General features: G+C 42.7%; 17 protein-coding genes. 12 read left to right on the forward strand and 5 right to left on the reverse strand.

The window, feature by feature from the left end; genetic code table 11:
* Window positions 1–71 precede the first annotated feature (71 nt).
* Complete coding sequence (nagB, locus tag FM107_RS10850; protein WP_086948535.1) at window positions 72–1,994, forward strand: glucosamine-6-phosphate deaminase; 1,923 nt, start codon at window positions 72–74, stop codon at window positions 1,992–1,994.
* 56 nt (window positions 1,995–2,050) lie between these two features.
* Here nagB and FM107_RS10855 read toward each other — a convergent pair whose 3' ends face one another.
* Window positions 2,051–2,953, reverse strand: coding sequence for an AraC family transcriptional regulator (locus FM107_RS10855; RefSeq protein WP_218778962.1), 903 nt, complete (start codon window positions 2,951–2,953; stop codon window positions 2,051–2,053).
* Between the two features lie 119 nt (window positions 2,954–3,072).
* Between FM107_RS10855 and FM107_RS10860 the strand changes: the two genes are divergently transcribed.
* The 3 genes from FM107_RS10860 (at window position 3,073) to FM107_RS10870 (ending at window position 8,261) form a co-directional block, all read left to right on the forward strand.
* Window positions 3,073–5,463 carry a TonB-dependent receptor plug domain-containing protein gene (locus FM107_RS10860; RefSeq protein WP_218778963.1) on the forward strand — a complete coding sequence of 797 codons (2,391 nt, stop codon included), beginning with the start codon at window positions 3,073–3,075 and terminating at the stop codon, window positions 5,461–5,463.
* A 10-nt stretch (window positions 5,464–5,473) separates the two neighbouring features.
* Complete coding sequence (locus FM107_RS10865) at window positions 5,474–6,841, forward strand: hypothetical protein (RefSeq protein WP_086948538.1); 1,368 nt, start codon at window positions 5,474–5,476, stop codon at window positions 6,839–6,841.
* Between the two features lie 88 nt (window positions 6,842–6,929).
* Entirely contained in the window at window positions 6,930–8,261 is a 1,332-nt protein-coding gene (locus FM107_RS10870) for a PepSY domain-containing protein (RefSeq protein WP_086948539.1), read from the forward strand.
* A 167-nt stretch (window positions 8,262–8,428) separates the two neighbouring features.
* Here FM107_RS10870 and FM107_RS10875 read toward each other — a convergent pair whose 3' ends face one another.
* Window positions 8,429–8,776: a phage holin family protein gene (locus FM107_RS10875; protein ID WP_086948540.1), complete on the reverse strand. Its 348-nt coding sequence runs from the start codon at window positions 8,774–8,776 to the stop codon at window positions 8,429–8,431.
* Between the two features lie 253 nt (window positions 8,777–9,029).
* Between FM107_RS10875 and FM107_RS10880 the strand changes: the two genes are divergently transcribed.
* The 5 genes from FM107_RS10880 (at window position 9,030) to FM107_RS10900 (ending at window position 14,443) form a co-directional block, all read left to right on the forward strand.
* Complete coding sequence (locus FM107_RS10880; RefSeq protein WP_086948541.1) at window positions 9,030–9,443, forward strand: DUF2147 domain-containing protein; 414 nt, start codon at window positions 9,030–9,032, stop codon at window positions 9,441–9,443.
* A 76-nt stretch (window positions 9,444–9,519) separates the two neighbouring features.
* Complete coding sequence (locus FM107_RS10885) at window positions 9,520–10,767, forward strand: ABC transporter permease (protein WP_086948542.1); 1,248 nt, start codon at window positions 9,520–9,522, stop codon at window positions 10,765–10,767.
* 115 nt (window positions 10,768–10,882) lie between these two features.
* Window positions 10,883–12,073, forward strand: coding sequence for a glycine C-acetyltransferase (gene kbl, locus FM107_RS10890; RefSeq protein ID WP_086948543.1), 1,191 nt, complete (start codon window positions 10,883–10,885; stop codon window positions 12,071–12,073).
* A gap of 78 nt (window positions 12,074–12,151) precedes the next feature.
* Complete coding sequence (gene typA, locus FM107_RS10895) at window positions 12,152–13,957, forward strand: translational GTPase TypA (protein ID WP_086948544.1); 1,806 nt, start codon at window positions 12,152–12,154, stop codon at window positions 13,955–13,957.
* Window positions 13,958–14,104: 147 nt separating this feature from the next.
* On the forward strand, window positions 14,105–14,443 hold the full coding sequence (locus FM107_RS10900) for a Rieske 2Fe-2S domain-containing protein (RefSeq protein ID WP_143559477.1): 339 nt from the start codon (window positions 14,105–14,107) through the stop codon (window positions 14,441–14,443).
* A 21-nt stretch (window positions 14,444–14,464) separates the two neighbouring features.
* On the opposite strand, the gene FM107_RS10905 is transcribed toward FM107_RS10900, so the two are convergent.
* Window positions 14,465–15,214, reverse strand: coding sequence for an aspartate/glutamate racemase family protein (locus FM107_RS10905; protein ID WP_179204459.1), 750 nt, complete (start codon window positions 15,212–15,214; stop codon window positions 14,465–14,467).
* A gap of 240 nt (window positions 15,215–15,454) precedes the next feature.
* Here FM107_RS10905 and FM107_RS10910 point away from each other — a divergent pair, with 240 nt between their 5' ends.
* Complete coding sequence (locus tag FM107_RS10910; protein WP_086948547.1) at window positions 15,455–17,572, forward strand: M3 family metallopeptidase; 2,118 nt, start codon at window positions 15,455–15,457, stop codon at window positions 17,570–17,572.
* A 121-nt stretch (window positions 17,573–17,693) separates the two neighbouring features.
* On the opposite strand, the gene FM107_RS10915 is transcribed toward FM107_RS10910, so the two are convergent.
* Both FM107_RS10915 and truA read right to left on the reverse strand, forming a co-directional pair.
* A complete protein-coding gene (locus tag FM107_RS10915) occupies window positions 17,694–19,457 on the reverse strand; it encodes an ABC transporter ATP-binding protein (protein WP_086948548.1) in 1,764 nt (587 codons plus the stop codon).
* On the reverse strand, window positions 19,454–20,221 hold the full coding sequence (truA, locus tag FM107_RS10920) for a tRNA pseudouridine(38-40) synthase TruA (protein ID WP_086948549.1): 768 nt from the start codon (window positions 20,219–20,221) through the stop codon (window positions 19,454–19,456). Before truA ends, FM107_RS10915 begins: the two co-directional genes overlap by 4 nt.
* A 152-nt stretch (window positions 20,222–20,373) precedes the next feature.
* Between truA and FM107_RS10925 the strand changes: the two genes are divergently transcribed.
* Both FM107_RS10925 and FM107_RS10930 read left to right on the forward strand, forming a co-directional pair.
* On the forward strand, window positions 20,374–20,847 hold the full coding sequence (locus FM107_RS10925) for a DUF4293 domain-containing protein (RefSeq protein ID WP_086948550.1): 474 nt from the start codon (window positions 20,374–20,376) through the stop codon (window positions 20,845–20,847).
* A gap of 120 nt (window positions 20,848–20,967) precedes the next feature.
* Window positions 20,968–21,432, forward strand: a complete 465-nt coding sequence (locus tag FM107_RS10930) for a hypothetical protein (protein ID WP_086948551.1) — start codon at window positions 20,968–20,970, stop codon at window positions 21,430–21,432.
* Window positions 21,433–21,534: the final 102 nt, after the last annotated feature.

Consider the following 21,534-nt stretch of genomic DNA (forward strand, 5'->3'; position numbering starts at 1 on the left):
TTTTCCTTTTAGAAGGGTTTTATTTTTAAATTTGTTACTCAGGTTGTTAACACTTAAAATATTCCTTATTAATGGCAAGATTAAATTTATTAGAGGAAACACGCTTTGAGCGCGTGCCGGTAAAGGTATACCCTACTCAAAATGAGGCTTCGTTAGATGTAGCAAAACGGATCGCTACGATTATCCGTGCGAAACAAGCTAAGGGCGAGACGGCAGTCCTAGGGCTGGCTACTGGTGCGACGCCGGTAAAAATTTATAAAGAGTTAGTTCGCCTTCACCAGCAAGAAGGGCTAAGCTTTAAGAACGTGGTGACTTTTAACTTGGATGAGTATTATCCAATGAGACCTGACGCAGACCAAAGTTATGTGTCATTTATGAACAAGAGTTTGTTCGATTTTATTGATATCCCGAAAGAAAATATCAATATTCCAGATGGAACGCTCACGGAAGACGCCGTGCAGGCATTTTGTGAGGCCTACGAGCAAAAAATATCCAGTTATGGCGGTATAGACGTACAGATTTTAGGTATCGGACGTACAGGTCACATCGGATTTAACGAGCCGGGTTCAGCGCCAAACTCTGGTACGCGTATGGTTATTTTAGATGATCTTACACGGCGCGATGCTTCGCGTGACTTCGGAGGTAAAGAAAATGTGCCGACTAAAGCCATTACGATGGGGGTTGGAACGATTTTCAAGGCGAAGGAAATTATCTTAATGGCTTGGAATGAGAAGAAGGCGGGGATCGTAAAGAAAGCTGTTGAGGGTGAAATGTCGCCCGATATTCCGGCAACGTATCTTCAACTTTCAGACTCTGTTGAATTTATACTAGATAAAGATGCTGCATCGCAGCTCACGCGTTTTGACCTTCCCTGGCTAGCGCATGAAGTTGTATGGACTGACTCGTTAATTAAGAAAGCTGTTGTGTGGCTCTCGTTAAAGCTGGATAAAGCGATTTTGAAGCTTACCGATGACGATTATAATAATAATGGCATGGCGCAACTCGTCGCAGAAAAAGGTACCGCATATAGCATCAATATAAAGATTTTTAATGATTTGCAGCGCACCATCACCGGTTGGCCAGGAGGAAAGCCGGGCGTAGACGATTCAAGCCGGCCGGAGCGTGCTGAACCAGCGAAAAAGAATGTTATCCTATTTTCACCACATCCGGATGATGATGTGATCTCCATGGGCGGAACATTTATCCGCTTAGCAGATCAAGGTCATAATGTTCACGTGGCCTATCAAACCTCAGGTAATACGGCTGTATGGGATGAAGATGTATTGCGGTATTTGGAATTTGTTCAGGATTTCGCCGTAGCCATTGACGATGACAAGGGCGTAACAAGAAATATCTATGACGAGGCGCGCGCTTTTTTTGCCGATAAGCAACCGAATCAGGTAGATCCAGAAATTATTCGCTCGATCAAAGCACTTATTCGTAAAGGTGAAGCCATTTCGGGCGCGCGATTTGTGGGCTTGCCGGACGATAATATACATTTCCAAGATTTGCCTTTTTACGATAGAGGAAAGTTTTCCAAGGATATTTCCTACGAGGACGATATTCAGCTGACTATGGAACTGCTTCGTCAGGTGCAGCCGCATCAAGTTTTCGCGGCGGGCGATTTCGCGGATCCACATGGAACACACCGCGTATGCTTTGATATTCTCTTTGAAGCATTAAAACGTTTATCGCAAACCGACGAGTGGACGAAAGACTGTTGGTTATGGCTTTACCGTGGGGCTTGGCATGAGTATCCAATTCACGAAATCGAAATGGCTGTGCCACTTTCCCCACAGGAGGTGAAGCGTAAGCGTCTGGCGATATTTAAACATCAGTCACAGAAGGATGTGCCAGTTTTCCCGGGTGATGACCCGAGAGAATTCTGGGTACGTGCGGAAGATCGTACGAGTGAGACGTCCGAATTATACCATAAATTGGGTTTAGCAGATTACGAAGCTATTGAAGCGTTCGTCCGGTGGAAGTTCGATTAATTAGACGTAATTGAAGAAGTTTATGCAGCCTTAGCGGGCTGCATTTTTTTTTCGAGTTATCCAAGCGAAAGTCTCTCCACGATATGCGCTATTTCCGTGCTGTTAAACGGTAGGAGGTAAAGCGAGTTACGTAAAGCGGTCGGCAGTATGCCGAAATATTTTTTAAAACTCATGCTAAAATGTGTCGCATGCTTATAACCGGTCATTTGAGCGACATCTGCAATTCTACAATCACCGGTTAATATCAACCTTTTCGCATAAAGCATCTTCACTTCGAGTACATAGTTCATGATGGTTTTTCCCAGGTGACGCTTAAAGTGCATCTTCAAGTATTGTTCATTGGTTCCAACGGCTTTTGCTAGTTCACTAATCGTATAGCTTTTCGATAAGTCCTGTTCGATTAACATTTGTGCTCGGATGACTTTTTTCAGCAGATTGTTGTGTAGTGTGCTGTCCGCAGTTGCGGTAATAAGTTCAAGTTGGAAAGCTATTAAATCCAATAGAAGACTTTGTATTCGGATATTTTTGGAGACACTATTGCTGTTTTCCACTTCAATCACGCGTTTTTTTAATAGTTTAATTCTACTGTTGTCGGCCGTAAAGAACTGTTCACGGTTTGTTTCTAACTGCATGTCGGTTAGTGCGTGCTGGGGAATAAATGCAATAATATACGGGCTACTCGCTTCTTTTTGGGATATATATAAGGTTTGCCTATTTTTTATTTGTTGCAGGACATTTTGGTCTTTTGGTCCACTGAAGGATTCCCCATCGAGCAGGTACCGCAGTTCCTCTTGCGCATGGCAAGGAAGGATATTTATATAGCCATTATATGGGACTTCTATTTTTAACGTTTCATTTTTATTTAAAAGAAGGTAATCCATGCCAGCACGGAGGGTACACAAAGCCGTACTGGTGCTTAATACGGCTTGATTTTCGCAAAGTGATGTTTTATTTTCCAAACCTTTCATTTTCTTATTTAGATTAATTCTAGTTTTGCAGCGTTTATTTAGACTTATTCTAAAAGCAAAGATAACGTATTAACACTAAAATGAGGTACCTGTTTATTGTATTTTTTCTTATGGCAAATTTTTCACCCCTTTTTGGGCAGTTTGCACGGTTAAAGGGTGAAGTTAAGTCAGGGGGTGGTACGGCTATCGGCCACGCTACAATCAAGGTTAAGGGTACCGAAATTGCGACCATGTCGCGATCGGACGGTACTTTCGAAATTTCAAAAGTGCCCTACGGAACACAGGTGATTACGATAAGCTCCGTTGAGATACAGACTAAAGAGTTTCCGATAATAGTTGAAAAATCGAACCGGTTTTTTCATTTTGAAGTTTTTAAGAAAGGTGATCTTGATATTGAGGAGGTTAATATCACGGCAAAGACTGAAAAAAGGGCATTAGAAACCAGCGGATTTGCCGTGGCTGTCATCGAAACAAAAGAGGCCTCGCTGCGCAATTTAACGACAAATGAACTTCTTGACCGTTCCGTAGGAGTTCGTGTTCGACAGAATGGGGGGCTCGGTTCTGCTGTTGAATATAATCTTAATGGCATGACAGGCAGTACGGTGGGACTCTTTCTTGACGGCCTGGAGCTGTCAACGTACGGCTCATCTTTTAATCTGAATAATATTCCGCCAGCGATGATTGAACGGATAGAAGTATATAAAGGCGTGCTTCCTTCGCATCTTTCGGGGGATTACGTCGGAGGAGCCATCAACGTCGTGTTAAAAAATAATGTCTCACGCAGCAATTTAACTGCGTCGGTTTCCTATGGTTCTTTTAATACTTTCCAGACGGATTTGAGTGGAATGTTTCGTGATCAAAAAACGGGATTTACCGTGCGTGCTTCGGGCTTTTATACTTATACGGATAATAGTTACGAGACCTGGGGTAAGTTTTCTAAATTTTACGAGCCTAACGGCCGGGTGGAACGCTATTATAAAGCCAAGCGATTCAACGATAGTTATAAATCTGTTGGAGGCCGTTTCGAATTGGGCTTTACCGATGTGAATTGGGCCGACCAGTTTTTTGTGGGATACAATGGTTCTTTTACACACAATGAGATTCCGCATGGGCAAACGATGGGCCGTCCCTATGTCGGACGTTTCAATGAATATGATGCGAACGTACTTATGTTGAATTATCGTAAAGAGAATTTTCTTATCGAGGGGCTCTCTTTAAATTTTAATGGTATTCATAGTAGTCGGGGTACGTATTTGCAAGATACGGTGGGGTGGCAATATAACTGGGATGGCAACATCCGCTTAGACAATAACCTAAACCCAATGCATCGTGGGGAAGGGCAGGGCCAACAAGGGGAAAAGACAATAACGGATGTTTCCCGTAAAATAACGAATCTACGTACCAATTTGGCGTATAATATTACCAAGAATCATCGCGTATCGGTCAATCATAAATTTGAGATAACCGACCGCGATGATGAGGATCTTTTGAACCCAGTGGACGACCGTCTGAAAACCGTTACTGATGTTTCGCAACATATTCTCTCGGCCAGCTACGAGGCGATTACGCTGAACGAACGTTTAAAAACGAATGTCTTCGGTAAATACAGCCTATTGAATAATAAACAAGTTAGACCCGTTATCCAGACCATAGATGGGGAGCCGAGTATAATCTATAATCAGACAAAAAACCAAGATAGCAATGTCGGCTACGGCCTGGCTGTCGCCTATACCATTCTTCCCCAAATCATATTCATTGGTTCTACTGAGCAGTCGTTTGTTAATCCTACCGAAGAGCAGCTTTATGGCGCCGCCGAGAAAAACATTGTTGGCAATGCTGGTCTGCGCCCGGAGGAATATCTAAATATCAATGCCGGCGTGCGTTTGGGACGATTTTCCTTTGGCAAACATAAAATATCGCTTTACGGTAGCGCATTCTGGCGTAATGGTAAAGAAAAAATTGCGCTGGAGGTGAATGAAAACCTAAGTGAAAACGAGGTGGAGATGTCGCAATTTGTAAACCTAGGGAAAACGCAATCTCGTGGTTTTGAAGCGGAAATAAGTTATACCTACGGTAACTCGCTAAATGCCATGGTCAGTCTTTCGAAGTTCAACGCTTTGCTAAAAGAGCGATATAACCCGTACGGTACCGAGAATAGGTTCTATAATGCACAGATTCCTAATGAGCCGTTTTTTAATGTGAATGGCAATGTGCAGTACCGCGTGAATAATTTCATTCAAAAGAAATCCATTCTGAATTTACATTATAACACCGGGTATGTGGCCCCGTTCAGGACCGTCTGGCCAGAATCCGAATGGTTCACAACGCCTAGGCAGTTTATACACGATCTCGGTGTAAGCTATCGTCCACCTAGTGGTAAGCTAGTGGTCAGCCTTGACGCGAAGAATATGTTCAATGCCGAAGTGTACGACAATTTTGGTGTACAGAAACCAGGCCGCGCATTTTATCTAAAGTTAAATTATACAATTAGTAAATTTTAGTAAATATATTATGAAAACAAAATTAATAAATGGAGCAGTAGGCGTGGCTTTTTTGTCCAGTCTTGCATTTACAAGTTGTTCGGATGACAATGACGGACCGTCAGCGCCAGGCCTGGATGCTGATCGTTGGATCACAATATCACTAGCTTTAGACGACCCTTCCAATGACGCAATCTCAGACGGTAATGAGGGTACGATGGTATATAGCGTATCAGCCGAAGATGCAGCTAATCCCGAGAAAACAATCGATGTGCTTAACCAAGGTATGGGGGTTAAATCGGAACGTACAGCGCGCTTGCAAGCATCTCAGGATGGTAAATTTTTGTATAATATTCAATATACTGGTGATGACGGCGGTATTTTTAATAAGTACCAAGTTATGGGTGCTAATAAATTCCAAGATACGGGTGATGAGGTGGATATCGAACCTTACGCCGGTCAATCGCCTAGATGGGTCATTGCGAAAGAAGGTGTTGGCATTGCCGTAAATTTGATTGGCAGTAAAACGGTTTACGAAGGTAGTGCTCCGAATTATGTTTATAAATATACACGCGGAAATGCGAACCTTGTCGCTTTAGATTTGGATAATCCACAAATTCTAAAAACCAACGAATTCCCATTTCCTTTGTCTGCTGAAGATGAGGCTGCTGGATACTCTGTCGGACGTATCGATGTACCTGTTATTAGCCAGAATGGGGATAAGGTGTTCATTGGCTGCCGGATATCCAAAGTGAACCCTAATTCAGTCAGCATTGTCGATGGTGAGCCAAAGTGGGAGAACGATGATACGCGCGATGGGACCAAGACGCTCGTTGTAGATTACCCTAATTTGGATAATCCGAAAATCATTTCGTCTTCGAAAACGACTGGAAACACAAACGGCTACCGTAGTCGCATGATGTTTTTAGGTGACGACGGAAATGTATATCAAGCGACCTCGGGCGAGAAAACAGGAGGCTCCAAAATTTTACGTATTGACAAAAACACGAATGAGTATGACGAGAACTACGTGTTTAGCCTGGACGCGGCACTAGGTGTTACGGATAGCTATATAGAGTCATGGAGATATGTTGGCGGAGGTATCGGTTATGTGATCTACAGCTTGCAAGTTAATGGAAAACGTACCGGTGGGTATATTGCACGCGTTGATCTTAATGCCAATTCAGCGTTGAAGATGGATCTTGGTGGCGTGGAATCAAAACTGGATTTTGGTCAGCACCAGAACATAGGTTTGTACGGAGACCTCGTGTATATTCCGGTAGTTTCGGCGCAGGATACCGAAGGGTATTTGTATGTGTTTAATAAGAAAACCGGTGCTGCGCAAAAAGGAGCGAAATTAATTAATCAAGTTGGTAACCGGTATATTGGGGCATATTAATAGTGGCCGATATATACGATAAATTCATTCCAGAGATGCATCAATATGCCATTTCTGGAATGAATTCATGTGGAGCAGAGATATAAAAATGAATAGAACAAGCGAGAACACGAATTGGCTCAAGGTCCGAAAGTTTCTGAATGACCTACATCTTTGGGGAGGATTGATCTCTGGTATTGTGGTCTTTATTGTTTGTATCACAGGGACAATTTATGTGTACAATACAGAGATAAGAGAAGCTGTGATACCTAAATACTACACGGTGAAACCTGCCGGAGAGCGCCTACCGATAGATTCCTTACTAGCGGTTGTATCACCTGGCATTCAGGGCACGATTACCGGGGTGAATATACCGTTTTCAAAGACCGCAACTGTTGGTGTGCTTTTTAATAAAGCAGTACAAGGGGAGATTGCAGGAGGGCGTTCGGGCGGTGTTGAAAAAAGTGATCAAGCGGCTGCTGGGCTAAAAACGGACGAAGGCAAAATTGTGAGGAGCCAGAAGCCCAAAGAAGCCCCAAAAAGAGGCGGCCGGCGCCGGTCGAATCAGATGATGGTGAACCCTTACACGGGAGACCTAATCGGTGATGCATCAGAGGTTAAAACTAAAACAGCCAAATTTATGCAGAAAATGTTTTCTTTACACCGCTGGCTAATGTTGAATGAGATTCCGACGCCGATATTCGAAGGTGTGGAAAACAGAAAATTAGGTTCGTGGATAACCGGAACCGCAACTCTGTTATTTTTGCTGGGCGTGATGACAGGTATCGTCATTTGGTTTCCTAAAAAACTTCGTGGATGGAAGAACGGGCTGCGAATTAAATGGTCTGGAAACTGGAAACGTGTCAATCACGATATCCACAATACTCTTGGTCTATATACCTGGATTATCCTTTTTTTGATGGCCATTACCGGTCCATTCTGGTCGTTCGATTGGTATCGTGAAGGATGGCAAAAAACCTGGGGTACACATCCGAGTCAGCAGATGGTTCAAAATGATAAAGAGAGATTAGTATCGAAAATCCTGCCCGGTAAGCAAACATTATCCCTGAAAGAAACAGTTTCGGCGGTAAACCAAGTATTGCCCTACGATGGGGATATCACTATTAATTTTGCGTCAGATAGTAGTGGAACAATTCGTGTTTCAAAAAACCGGGTCGGTTTCTTCGCTCCCGCTGCGGGCGATAAGTTAACCCTAGATCAATATTCGGGCGAGGTGTTGGAGACGGATGTTTTTCGGGATAAGCCTCTTCGCACTCGGATAGGAGGCTCGTTAAAAGCGCTCCATCTGGGTAATATTTATGGACAGTTTTCTAAATTACTTTATTTTATTGGCTGCCTGGTAGCAACTTCATTGCCTGTTACCGGTGTGCTAATCTGGGTCAATAAAATGAAAAAGAAACCGAAAAGGAAGAAAAAATAAACCGTAAACTAAGCATGTAGCGCCTCATTGGAGTGGAGCAATATGCTTAGTTATCTTTGAAATAAACGTCGTCGGTCAACTTGAAAAGTTGATTATGTCCAATGTAAATGCTCTTATCGGAGCCGCTAGCGGCTCCGATAAGAGCATTTACACGTTGGGATTTGCGGTTATTCTTTCTTGCCAATAACTTTCCCAACGATCATTTCAATTATAGCAACAACAATAGCAAATAGTACGGCTGTCCAGAAGCCATCGACGTCGAATTTACTTCCCATAATGTTATCGCTTAGCATGATCATCAACACCGTAATAATGAACGAAACTAAACCGAATGTTAACCAATTCAGTGGAAAGGTAAACAGTCGTAAAATTCCACCGACGATTGCATTCACTAATCCAATGACTAATCCTGTTAAGATTGCCCAACCAAATCCGGCAACTTGAGCTCCTGGTACAAGATATGCTGCTGCCGCAACGACAATTCCTGTAATTAACAAACTAATAATAAATCTCATAATAAGTCCTTTAATAAATGAATCGTTAATACGGATAATAAGTCAAAAAAAATGCCAAAAAATGAATGCTTTATACTATCACCGGAATGATACAAAGTTAAAGGTTCATTTTGTGGCTTAAATACGATGGATGTGTATATCAGCGTATTATTTGCTACTTGAACTACTATGCTAGCATAAAAAATGCATATATTTAAGGAACAATTATAAACAGTCAAACGCGCGCTGATCAGTTTAACTAAAAACTAAGGGTATGAAACATTTAGCAATTATTTTGTGTGCACTGCTTGCCTCCATAGCACTACACGGCCAAAACAATGATCCTATTGTCGGTAAATGGCAAAACCCAAGTGGAGAAGGAAGAATTGAAATCTTTACCAAAGGGGATAAATTTTTCGGAACGCTGTATTGGATCGAGGACACAAACAAAAAGGATACGAAAAATCCAGATAAGAACCTTCAAGACCGAAAGATTCAAGGTCTAGAAATTTTAACGGGCTTTGTCAAAGATGGCCGTACATACAGTGGCGGAGAGATTTATGATCCCAAGTCGGGGAAGACCTACAGTTGTAAGATGACCCTTAAAGGCGAAAATAAACTTGATATCCGCGGATACATTGGTATTTCTTTGCTCGGACGAACCGAGACTTGGACCCGTATTAAATAGGCTTCTTTTCAAGCTGTTTTGGTCAAAAGTTTTTACTTTTTATTTTTTAACGTAACTTGGTGAAAATAATACTGCCATGTCCGTTAACATGCCCTATATAGAGAATGTAAAACTCGCCCTACAGTCTATCGTTAGTAATAAGCTGAGGACTTTTCTGACTGCGTTAATTATTGCAATTGGCATCATGGCATTGATTGGTGTGTTAACTTCTATTGACGCAATACAAAGTTCCTTAACGAATTCATTCTCTTCAATGGGTTCCAATTCGTTTAACATTCGCAATCGCGGTATAAATGTGCAAATTGGTGCTTCGGGAAACAAAGCAAAAGTTTTTTCGTCGATTACCTACAATGATGCGTTAGATTTTAAAGAAAATTTTGATTTCAATGCTATTGTCTCGGTGAACGTGAATGTCACTTGGGGTGCAACAGCGAAATACGGTTCAGAAAAGACGAACCCTAATATTGGTGTTATCGGCGCGGATGAAAATTACTTACAAACCTCCGGTTATAAGATAGCTGATGGTAGAAATCTCACCGAGCAGGACGTCGACAATGCGACCAGTGTCGTACTCATTGGACAGGAGATTAAAACGAAGCTATTTAAAAATAATAAAAATCCAATCGGCGAGAATATCACCCTTGGGGGAAATCGGTTCACTGTCGTTGGTGTGTTGGAAAGCAAAGGCTCTAGTGCCGGCTTCGGCGCGGATAAAGCGTGCTACGTGCCACTTTCAAGGGGAAGGGCGATGATGAGTAATTCTGATCCATCATACGCCATTACCATAATGACGGAGGACCCCTACCGAATGGATGCTGCCGAAGGAGAGTCAATCGCGACCTTTCGAAAGATCCGGGGGTTGAACGCCAAGCAAACCAATGATTTTGAAATCGTAAAATCGGATGCTGTCGCCCAGATGTTAATGCAAAATTTGACCTATGTAACCGTTGGTGCAATCGTTATCGCTTTTATAACGCTCGTTGGTGCATCCATCGGGTTAATGAATATTATGCTGGTTTCGGTTACCGAACGTACGCGAGAAATCGGCGTACGTAAAGCTATTGGCGCTACGCCTTCAGTGATTCGCAAGCAATTTTTAATGGAAGCGATAGTCATCTGTGTGTTGGGCGGGATTGCTGGTATTATACTGGGAATCCTCATCGGTAATTTGCTGGCTTTGGCCTTAGGGGCCGATTTTATAGTGCCATGGCGTTGGATGTTGTTAGGAATCGGTGTGTGTGTTGGCGTAGGGATGCTGTCGGGATATTATCCTGCATCTAAAGCATCGAGACTAGATCCGGTTGATGCGCTCCGGTATGAGTAAAAATTGAGCAATCGATTTCTTGCGTGGGATTGAAATTATACCCTTATCTTCGTCTCGAGGTATCCATTTCGAACGAAAAAGAAATGAATTTATTTATAAATTTTAGTTTTTTAGAATGTACAAAACATTGAAACCCGCATTAGAGAAAGAACTTGCAGCAATTAAAGAAGCAGGGCTATATAAGGAGGAACGCGTAATAGTCACTCCGCAAGCTGCAGATATTAAAGTGAGCACTGGTCAGGAAGTTATTAACTTCTGCGCTAATAATTACCTCGGATTATCGTCCCATCCCAAAGTAGTTGAGGCAGCCAAGCAAGCGATTGATACGCATGGCTATGGGATGTCTTCAGTTCGTTTTATCTGCGGTACGCAGGATATTCATAAGGAATTAGAGGCCAAATTATCTTCTTTTTTAGGAACGGAGGACACCATTCTATATGCCGCGGCGTTTGATGCAAATGGGGGCGTTTTTGAACCTTTGTTAGGCGCTGAGGATGCAATTATATCTGACGAACTGAATCATGCGTCCATTATCGACGGTGTGCGTTTGTGTAAAGCACAGCGTTTTCGTTACAAGAATTGTGATATGACCGATTTAGAAGAGCAATTGAAGGCCGCCACAGGTGCTCGTCATCGCATAATTGTCACTGATGGTGCTTTTTCAATGGATGGTTCGGTAGCGCCTCTTGATAAAATATGTGATTTAGCAGATAAGTATGAAGCGCTCGTCATGATTGACGAATCGCATTGTTCGGGATTTGTTGGGAAAAATGGTCGCGGTACCCACGAACTGTTTGATGTTATCGACCGCGTGGATATCATCACCGGAACGTTAGGAAAAGCCCTCGGTGGGGCCTCAGGAGGATTCACTTCCGGACGAAAAGAGATTATCGATATGTTGCGCCAACGTTCGCGTCCGTATTTGTTTTCCAACACGTTAGCACCAGCGATTGCTGGCGCGTCCGTGTCGGTCTTGAATATGCTTAGTGAGACGACCGAGCTTCGCGATAAACTTGAAAGCAATACAAAATATTTTCGTGATAAGATGACTAGTGCTGGGTTTGACATAAAACCAGGATTTCACCCGATTGTGCCGGTGATGCTCTATGACGCGAAATTAGCGCAAGAGTTTGCCCGTAGAATGCTCGAAGAAGGGATTTATGTGATCGGTTTTTACTATCCGGTTGTGCCTCAAGGAAAAGCGAGAATCCGGGTTCAAATATCCGCAGGACATGATATTAACCACCTCGACAAGGCGATTGCGGCATTTACTAAAATAGGTAAAGCATTAGAAGTAATAAAATAATAACATAAAAAATAAAAAATTGAGGTGCAAATTAATTATCTTTGCACCTCTAATTTTTTTATAATACAGTAACGCTCAATGCAAAATATCAGAAATATTGCGATTATCGCACACGTTGACCACGGTAAGACTACCCTTGTTGATAAAATCTTATATTTCACAAATCAATTTCGTGAAAACGAAAATGTAGGTGATCTTATCTTAGACAACAATGATTTAGAGCGTGAGCGAGGTATCACTATCGTATCTAAAAACGTATCGGTTATTTATAAAGGTACAAAAATCAATATCATTGATACGCCTGGTCACGCGGATTTTGGAGGAGAAGTCGAACGTGTGTTGAAAATGGCTGATGGTGTGGTTTTATTGGTAGATGCTTTCGAAGGGCCGATGCCTCAAACACGTTTTGTAACTGGGAAAGCTTTAGCGCTTGGTATCAAACCGATTGTTGTTGTAAATAAAGTTGATAAAGAGAACTGTCGCCCTGATGAAGTTTACGAGCAAGTTTTCGATTTGTTCTTTAGCTTAGATGCTAACGAAGAGCAACTCGACTTTCCAGTATTATACGGTTCATCTAAGCAAGGTTGGATGTCGACGGATTGGAAACAGCCGACGACTGATTTCACCAGTTTATTAGACGCAATTATCGAACATATTCCTGCACCAGCAGTTTCTGAAGGATCGTTGCAGATGCAAGTTACATCTCTCGATTACTCCACGTTTGTTGGTCGTATTGCGATCGGCCGCGTTGCGCGGGGCGTAATCAAAGAAAACCAACCTATATCGTTAGTGAAGCGAGACGGTAAAATCGTTAAATCACGTGTGAAGGAACTGCAAGTGTTTGAAGGTTTGGGCCGGATTAAAGTGTCTGAAGTTGTCGCTGGAGATATTTGTGCTGTTGTCGGTATTGAAGGTTTTGATATTGGCGACACGATCGCTGACTTCGAAAATCCTGAACAACTCGAAGTGATGCACATCGATGAGCCGACCATGAATATGTTATTTACAATTAACAATTCACCTTTCTTTGGTAAAGAAGGTAAGTTCGTTACTTCACGCCATATTTATGATCGTTTACAAAAAGAACTTGAGAAAAACCTTGCTCTACGCGTTGTTCCAACGGAATCGCCGGATGCTTGGTTAGTATATGGTCGTGGTATTCTTCACTTGTCTGTATTGATTGAGACAATGCGTCGTGAAGGATATGAGTTACAAGTGGGGCAGCCGCAAGTAATTGTTAAAGAGATTGATGGTGTTAAGTCTGAACCAATCGAAGAGCTTGTTGTTGATGTTCCTGCTGAGGTATCTGGTAAAGTAATCGAACTTGTAACCCAGCGTAAAGGCGAGCTATTAATTATGGAATCCAAAGGCGATATGCAACATCTTGAGTTTTCGATTCCATCGCGAGGTATCATCGGTTTACGGAATAACGTCTTGACTGCGACTGCCGGCGAAGCCGTAATGGCCCATCGTTTAAAAGGATATGAGCCCTGGAAAGGTACTATTCCTGGCCGTCTAGCGGGTGTGTTGGTTTCTCTTGATGCGGGTTCAACCACGGCATATTCTATTGATAAGCTTCAAGATCGTGGTCGTTTCTTCGTAGATCCAGGTGTTGAAATTTATGAGGGTCAGATCTTAGGTGAACATATTCGCGATAATGATTTAACGATCAATATCACAAAAGGCAAGCAGTTAACAAACATGCGTGCTTCGGGAACAGATGACAACACACGTATTGCACCGGCGCTCAAATTCTCGTTAGAGGAATCTATGGAATATATTCAGTCTGACGAATACATCGAGGTAACACCACAATCAATGCGTCTACGTAAGATCTACTTGAAAGAGTCTGATAGAAAACTTAATTCGAAGAAATTCCATTAATTTTCGATTGATCGAGGTATTATTTAAAAAACCTGACAGTAGCTACTGTCAGGTTTTTTGTTTTCTTACCTTAATCTTTGCTGTAGAGAACTCTTTGATTATCAATTTTCTTTCTTATATTCAAAGGGTATTTCGTTGGAAGATCGTATGACAGGAGACAAATTAGTTTGGCACCCGATTGGCGCCTTGCCAAAAGAAGGTGAAATTAGGAAAGTTAAAATTGACGGTCGCACGATCTGTATCGTCGAGCAAGGTAATCAACTATATGCGACTGGAGCTAGGTGTCCGCATGCTGGTGCGGATTTATCCCAGGGCTGGTGCGATCGGGGGAAACTGGTATGTCCGGTACACAGACATCATTTTGACCTCGAATCTGGTCGAGGAGATCCCGGTCAGGGAAACTTCATTCCTGTTTTTCCTATTCAGACCATCGAGGGTAAGATGTGTGTGGGCATGAAAGTTCCGTGGTGGAAGCGGATTTTCTGAGGGGCGAAAAATTTTTGCGCGTTAGAGCGGACGTAGTTTTTCGGGGCTTGTGGCTGAAATTAGGGCGCGTGCTAAAACCCGGTAGGGATCTATGTTTGGAATTCCAGCACTTTCTTTGTCGGGAACGGCGAGCGTAAACTCAACACCGCCTAATATAACCGCTTGCGCACCATCTTTTTTGAGCTGCATGATGAATGTCAACAGCTCTTGCCGCGCGCGGTTGCTAACCGGCGATGAGATAGTTTTTATGCCATAGGTTTCGTTGTAGACACTCGCGTCAATACTTTTTTGTAATTCAGCATTCGGGATTATCGCCGTTAAATTATTTTCTTCCATGAAGCCTGCATAAAGGTCACCGTTCCTAGCGCAATTTGCCGAAAGTACACCTATCTTAGTTAAACCAGCATACTGGTCTTTAACGAATTTCACGGTCTCCTTGATCATATTGAGGATAGTTACGCGACTGTTTTTGTTTTTGAGCTCTTCGAGTATGACGTTAAATATTAGGGGAGCATGTGCGTCGTGGTAAGGGATAGCGACGGAGGTGGCACCGATGCGTTCTAGCTCTTGAATGATTTCAACAATTGCATAAGCCGGGTTTTTACCTGTTTGCTTTATTCCGTAGGCAGCCGTTTCGGCGACTTTCTGAGGTTGCGAGAAAAGGTGTACGGGAAGGTGATCCTGATCCGACTGCGCTTGCGTTTCTTCTATTATTTTTGTTAGGATGTCGAGTCCGGCAAGAGGACCGACACCACCTACGATACCTATCATGTCTCTTCGTTTTTTTGTAATTAAAACCCGTGGCGGTTTTTTTAGCATCAAAAGGTGTTCAAAAATGACGCCAAGCTACCCTGCGTATTGTCCAATGGGTCGTCGGGGTGTCGCGCACATCGGCGTTACGACGGGTTCTGCTTTGGGCTCGTTTTCTGGGGTAACGGTCACGTGTAGCTGGATTAATACGTTTTTTATATACATTTATGCCTATCTTTGAAGGAAATTTTAAACAGTCCAATGAATAAAAAGAAAATTCTACCCTTTTGTTTGGTCGTTTCAGCCGTAGTAGTCGGCTGTCAAAATCAACAAGAAACGACGCTTACCGATAATCCTTTACTGTTAACTTATGAAACGCCTTTCGAGGTTCCTCCGTTCGATATAATCAAAGATGAACATTTTCGCCCCGCATTCAAGGAGGCGTTGAGGCAGCATAATTTAGAAATCGATTCGATTGTCAATAATCAGGACGATCCAACTTTTCCCAATACAATTGTTGCTCTTGAAAACGCAGGAACGCTATTGGGAAATGTTTCTCGTGTGTTTGGAAATCTGAATTCTGCAAATACCAATGACTCTATTCAAGCGATAGATAAAGACCTGGCGCCACAGCTCTCCGCACACAGGGATGAAATCATGCTGAATGCCGAGCTTTTTGCCCGCGTGAAGGCTATTTATGACAATAAAGCGAATTTAAACCTGGACCTTGAGGACGCTAAGTTGCTGGATGAAACATACAAAGGGTTTGTACGTTCTGGCGCTAACCTATCGGCGGAAGAAAAAGAGAAGTTAAAAAAGATCAATTCGGAACTTTCTGTATTGACTACAGCTTTTGGGCAAAACCTACTCGCTGAAACAAATAGCTTTGAGCTAGTTGTTGATAATGAGGAAGATCTGGCTGGACTGCCGGAGGCTTTGAAGTCTGCTGCTTCAAGTGAGGCGGAAGCCAGAAATAAAGCAGGTAAGTGGATTTTTACCTTGAAGAACCCTTCGGTTATGCCGTTTCTCCAATATGCGGAGAATAGAGATCTGAGAAAACAGATTTGGGATGCTTACCAAAAGCTAGGGAATAATGACAACGATTTCGACAACAAGGATAACCTTAAAAAAATCGCTAATCTACGATTGAAGAAGGCGAATTTGTTAGGTTATCCATCGCACGCGGCATACGTTCTTGAAGAATCTATGGCAGAAAACCCACAGAATGTTTATGAGTTATTAAATAGGGTTTGGGCGCCTGCGTTAGAGAAAGCTAAAGTTGAGGCGGCTGATATTCAAACGGAAATTGCGGCGGAAAAAGATACTTTTGAGGTCGCACCTTATGACTGGCGGTATTACCAGGAGAAGATTCGTAAATCTCGTTTTGCTCTTGATGAAGAGGAAATTAAACCTTATTTCAGCCTGGCGGCTGTGCGCGAGGGAGCCTTTGCAACGGCGACAAAGTTATATGGCTTGACATTTATCGCGCTGAACAACGTACCGGTTTATCACCCGGAGGTTGAAGTGTATGAAGTGAAAGACAAAAGCGGAACGCATCTAGGGCTTCTATATGCAGATTTTTTTCCTAGAGAATCCAAAGATAGTGGCGCATGGATGACCTCCTACCGATCGCAGAGTCGTAAAGGTGGCGCGCGCGTTGCACCTGTAATATCTATTGTGTGCAATTTTACCAAGCCTGTTGGGGATCAACCTGCCTTGCTAACATTTGATGAAGCGAGCACGTTATTCCATGAGTTTGGCCATGCTTTGCACGGACTTTTATCGGACGTGCGTTACCGGAGCTTAGCGGGAACATCGGTTTCTCGTGATTTTGTAGAGCTTCCTTCCCAAATTATGGAGAATTGGGCTGCGGATCCTGAAGTCTTAAAGTCCTACGCAAAACACTATAAGACAAAGGAGGCCATTCCTGATTCGTTGATAAATAAGTTGGTGAAAGCTGGAACGTTCGACCAAGGATTTGCGACGGTTGAATATCTCGCTGCATCCTTATTAGATTTAGACTATCACGCTGCAACGAGCCCAATTGCCAGTGATGTTAATGCATTTGAAGATGCTGCGATGAAGAAAATCGGTTTAATCGATGCGATTATCCCGCGTTACAGAAGTACTTATTTCCGACACGTATTCGCTGGGGGCTATTCCGCTGGTTATTATGCGTATATCTGGTCAGAAGTTCTGGATTCGGATGCCTTTGCGGCTTTCAAAGAGAAATCTTTGTATGATCAAGGAACGGCTGCATCGTTCCGTCGAAATATTCTAGAGCGTGGCGGCACGGGTAATCCGGCAGAGATGTATAGACAATTTAGAGGCGCTGACCCAGACCCAATCTATTTGATGAAAAAACGAGGTCTAAATTAATTTGATTCAAGATCGAAGTAATATAATAAACCCTCTAAGGCAGGATGCGCCTTAGAGGGTTTATTATATAGATGCCGGAATAATGTATACGCTTTGAAGAAAGGCCTAGCGGGTATCAGCATTATATACTGGCGGAGTTAAACTGCAGGTCGTATAGGCTTTTATAATATCCTTCTTTTGCGATGAGTTCGCTGTGTGTGCCAATTTCTTTTATTTCGCCTTTATCGAAAACGACAATTTTATCCGCTTTTTGTATCGTTGATAAACGGTGAGCGATGACAATGGCTGTGCGGCCGGTCATCATCTGATCGATCGCTTGTTGAATCATTACCTCGGTTTCGGTGTCGATAGATGAGGTCGCCTCATCCAGGATAAGTATGGTTGGGTTATAAACTAATGCCCGGATAAAAGAGACGAGCTGCGCCTGTCCCCCAGAGAGGGTCGCGCCACGTTCTTGAACTTGGTAATCAAGTCCTCCGGGGAGGCGCATGATAAATTCATAAGCGCCGACTTTTTTGGCTGCTTCAATTACCTGTTCGCGGCTTATTGCTGGGTTTTGGAGTGTGATGTTGTTTAAGATTGAGTCTGAAAACAAAAAGACATCTTGGAGCACGGTTGCAATATGGCTGCGTAAGAATTGAAGATCGTATTCGCGAATATCGATATCATCCAAAAAGATTGCTCCTTTTTGAATTTCGTAAAAGCGGCTGAGTATATTAATTGTGGAGGATTTTCCGGCGCCCGTTGCCCCTACTAATGCTAATGTTTCACCGGGGGAAACATGGAAACTAATATCTTTTAGCACCCATTTTTGTTCGTTATATGCCAGCCAAACATTCTTAAAGGTGATGTCTCCCTGTACCTTATCAAGCGTTCTTTTTCCTTCGGTTGGTGTGAAATCTTTGGTGTCGAGCACTTCGAAAATACGTTCCGCAGATACCATGCCCATTTGTAATGTATTGAACTTATCAATAAGCTCGCGAATAGGGCGGAATATCATATTGATATACATTAAGAAAGCTACAACTACACCAGGAGAGATTTCGTTGGCCAGTATCTGCTTCGATCCGTACCATACTAATAATCCCGTCGCAATGGCGACGATGATTTCCAGAACGGGAAAGAAAATGGAGAAATACCAGTTTGCTCTAATGTGCGCGTCGCGATGTTTTGCATTTATCTTCTCGAATTTCCTTATCTCTTGTACGTCGCGGGAGAAGTACTGTATAATAGCCATTCCACTGATGTGCTCCTGTAAGAAGGTGTTGAGGTTGGACACCCATTTGCGGACATCAACAAAAGCATCCTTCATGGCTTCTTTGAAGATGTATGTCGCCCATATCATCAGCGGCATCGGTATCAATACAACGAATGTTAATTTCCAGTCGGTATAAAACATCACACCGATAATAACAATGAGTTGCAACAAATCGCCTATTATCTGTATGAGACCTTGTGAGAAGATATTCGAGATGGTCTCCAAATCGGAGATGGTTCGGGTGATCAACCTGCCGATGGGGGTGTTGTCAAAATATTTTAAGCGCAGCTGCGTGATGTGGTTAAACACCTCAATACGAATATCACGAATAACATTTTGCCCAAGGGTATTGGTTGTTAGGGTATGGTAATAGCGCACCACGGTTTGCAGAATCAATAATATGATCATGACGATCAACATCCAGGTCAGCCCCGAAGTGTTGGAGGTAAGGATGTACTTATCGAGTGTATACTCAATTAAAAGCGGCAAGGCCGGTGCAACCGCTGCTAGCAGGACGGTCAAGACTACTGATGCCCAGAATATTCCTTTATAAGGCTTCATATATTTGACCATTCGCCCCAGGAGCTTATTGTCGTATGTCGTTCCGGTTATTTTTTGTTCACTCAATGTGTATCGTTTATATAAGGGTAAACAACTCTTGTTAAATATAATGCATGTGCGGGGACGGATGTTCCGGCTTTAGCTCGATCTTTACTTCGTATTACATCCTGAATGTATTCCGGACTTTTATCTTTTAAGCCAATTTCCAATAGGGTACCCACGATTGCGCGTACCATGTTTCGAAGGAAACGATCGGCAGTGATGTGAAAAATGTAGCCTGCTTCTGTTTTTTCCCATTGTGCATGGCTTACGGTGCAAATGTTCGTGAACACTTGGGTGTTGGATTTTGAAAAACAGCTAAAATCTTGCTTTCCCAATAAAAATTCTGCGGCGGCGTTCATACGATCTACGTTCGGTATATCACGTAGTTGCCAAGACCGGTTTACTAAAAAGGGATCCTTGGAGAAATGAATATGATATTCATACGACCTTTCTGTCGCATCAAAGCGGGCGTGTGCTTGCGGGTTCGTCGCAATCATCCTTTTTATAGCGATGTCGGCAGGGAGCAGGGCATTTAAAGCATGAATAAAATGTCCTGGATCTTTAATTGAACTTTCAAGGACGTCCATATGCACATACAACTGTTTGGCGTGCACGCCGGTATCGGTACGCCCTGCGCCAGTCGTTTCTATAGGTGTGCGCAGTAGGATTCGGAGTCCGTCGTTTAGGCGCTGTTGAACCGATATCGCATTGTTCTGTACCTGCCAGCCGTGATATGCGGTGCCTTCATAGGCAATTTCTAGAAAAAAGCGTTGTATTGTATCCTTCACTTTACAAATCTAGTGAAAACTCACGTAAGCTGTTTGTAAAGTTAATAGTATCCTTGTGTTTCTTAATCGTTGACAAGAGAATTTATTTTTTGAATCGAGCAATCAAATTGCTTACTTTGTTGTTAGAATTAATATTGATATAACTTACCATCATGATTCAACGTATTCAAACCATCTGGTTATTATTAGCTTCTATTGTTCTATTTGGACTTTTTGTTTTTCCTTATGTGAACTTCATTGATTTAGTAGGTTTAGGTAAGAGAATTCTAGTGACAGGAACCTTCTCTTCGGTCAATAATGAATCTGTACGGAAAACAACTACGGTGCTGCTGGCGCTAGTTTCGGGGTTTGTTGCGCTACTTCCGTTTGTTGCTATCTTTTTGTATAAGAATAGAAAGAATCAAATTAAAGTTGTAGGTCTAATTATTGTACTGATTGTTTTGTTGGGTGTTTGGATGTTCTCCAATGCCGCTTCACAACTTGGGGGAATCTCCCAATCCATACAAGCAAGTAATATTGGTGTTGGCTTTTTTCTACTTCCGGTAGCTATCATTCTTCTAGCGATGGCTATTGGAGCGATTCGTAAAGATGAGAAACTAATTAAATCTGCCGATCGTTTGCGTTAACCAGTTGGTCAACTTGGAGGGGCGAGGAGCCACTCCTTCTTTTTAGTTGGAAGAAACGTTCAGCAGACGCCTTCCTCCCTCGTATCTTTCCGGACAAGAGGTTTTCCTGCTCAAAATCATATGAAAAAACACCTTTTTATCTTTTTCTTTATTCTTCTGGTGATCGATCACTGTGCCTTTGCGCAACAGGATAGCACCGTTAATGTAAGCGATGCTATTCAGTTCGATGTGAAATCGGTGCATTTGGACAGTTGTAGTGATACACTAATCGTAGAGCTTTTTTTGATTTCTTATCAGATGGACCCACGGGAATTTAAATTGAATACCTTCGCGACGCAGCTGGTAGATCAAACTGGGGCGTCACACTTATTGAGCAGTATTCAGATGGGCCGTGTGCTTGTCAAGATCGAAGATCGTCAGAATTATTTGCATTACCTGATCAAAGAGAACGAGCCGGTTGTGCTTATCGTAAAGGTTGCTGGTTGGGCGGACCAGAAAGCAAATAAGCTTAACGTAGTGTTTGAGGATAGTAGCGAGGTTGGTAAGTTTATCACCCACCAGGTGAGCTTAGCACCAATGCAGTAAAGGGTTCTTGTCGGATTCTGAAGTTGCTTTGAATCCCCCCTCATAAAAACAGCTTAACGACCGTTGTTGTCATTAAGCTGTTTTTTCTCGCTTAAAGCCGGA

The sequence above is a fragment of the Sphingobacterium sp. JB170 genome (assembly GCF_900163865.1).
In the GTDB taxonomy this organism is placed as follows: domain Bacteria; phylum Bacteroidota; class Bacteroidia; order Sphingobacteriales; family Sphingobacteriaceae; genus Sphingobacterium.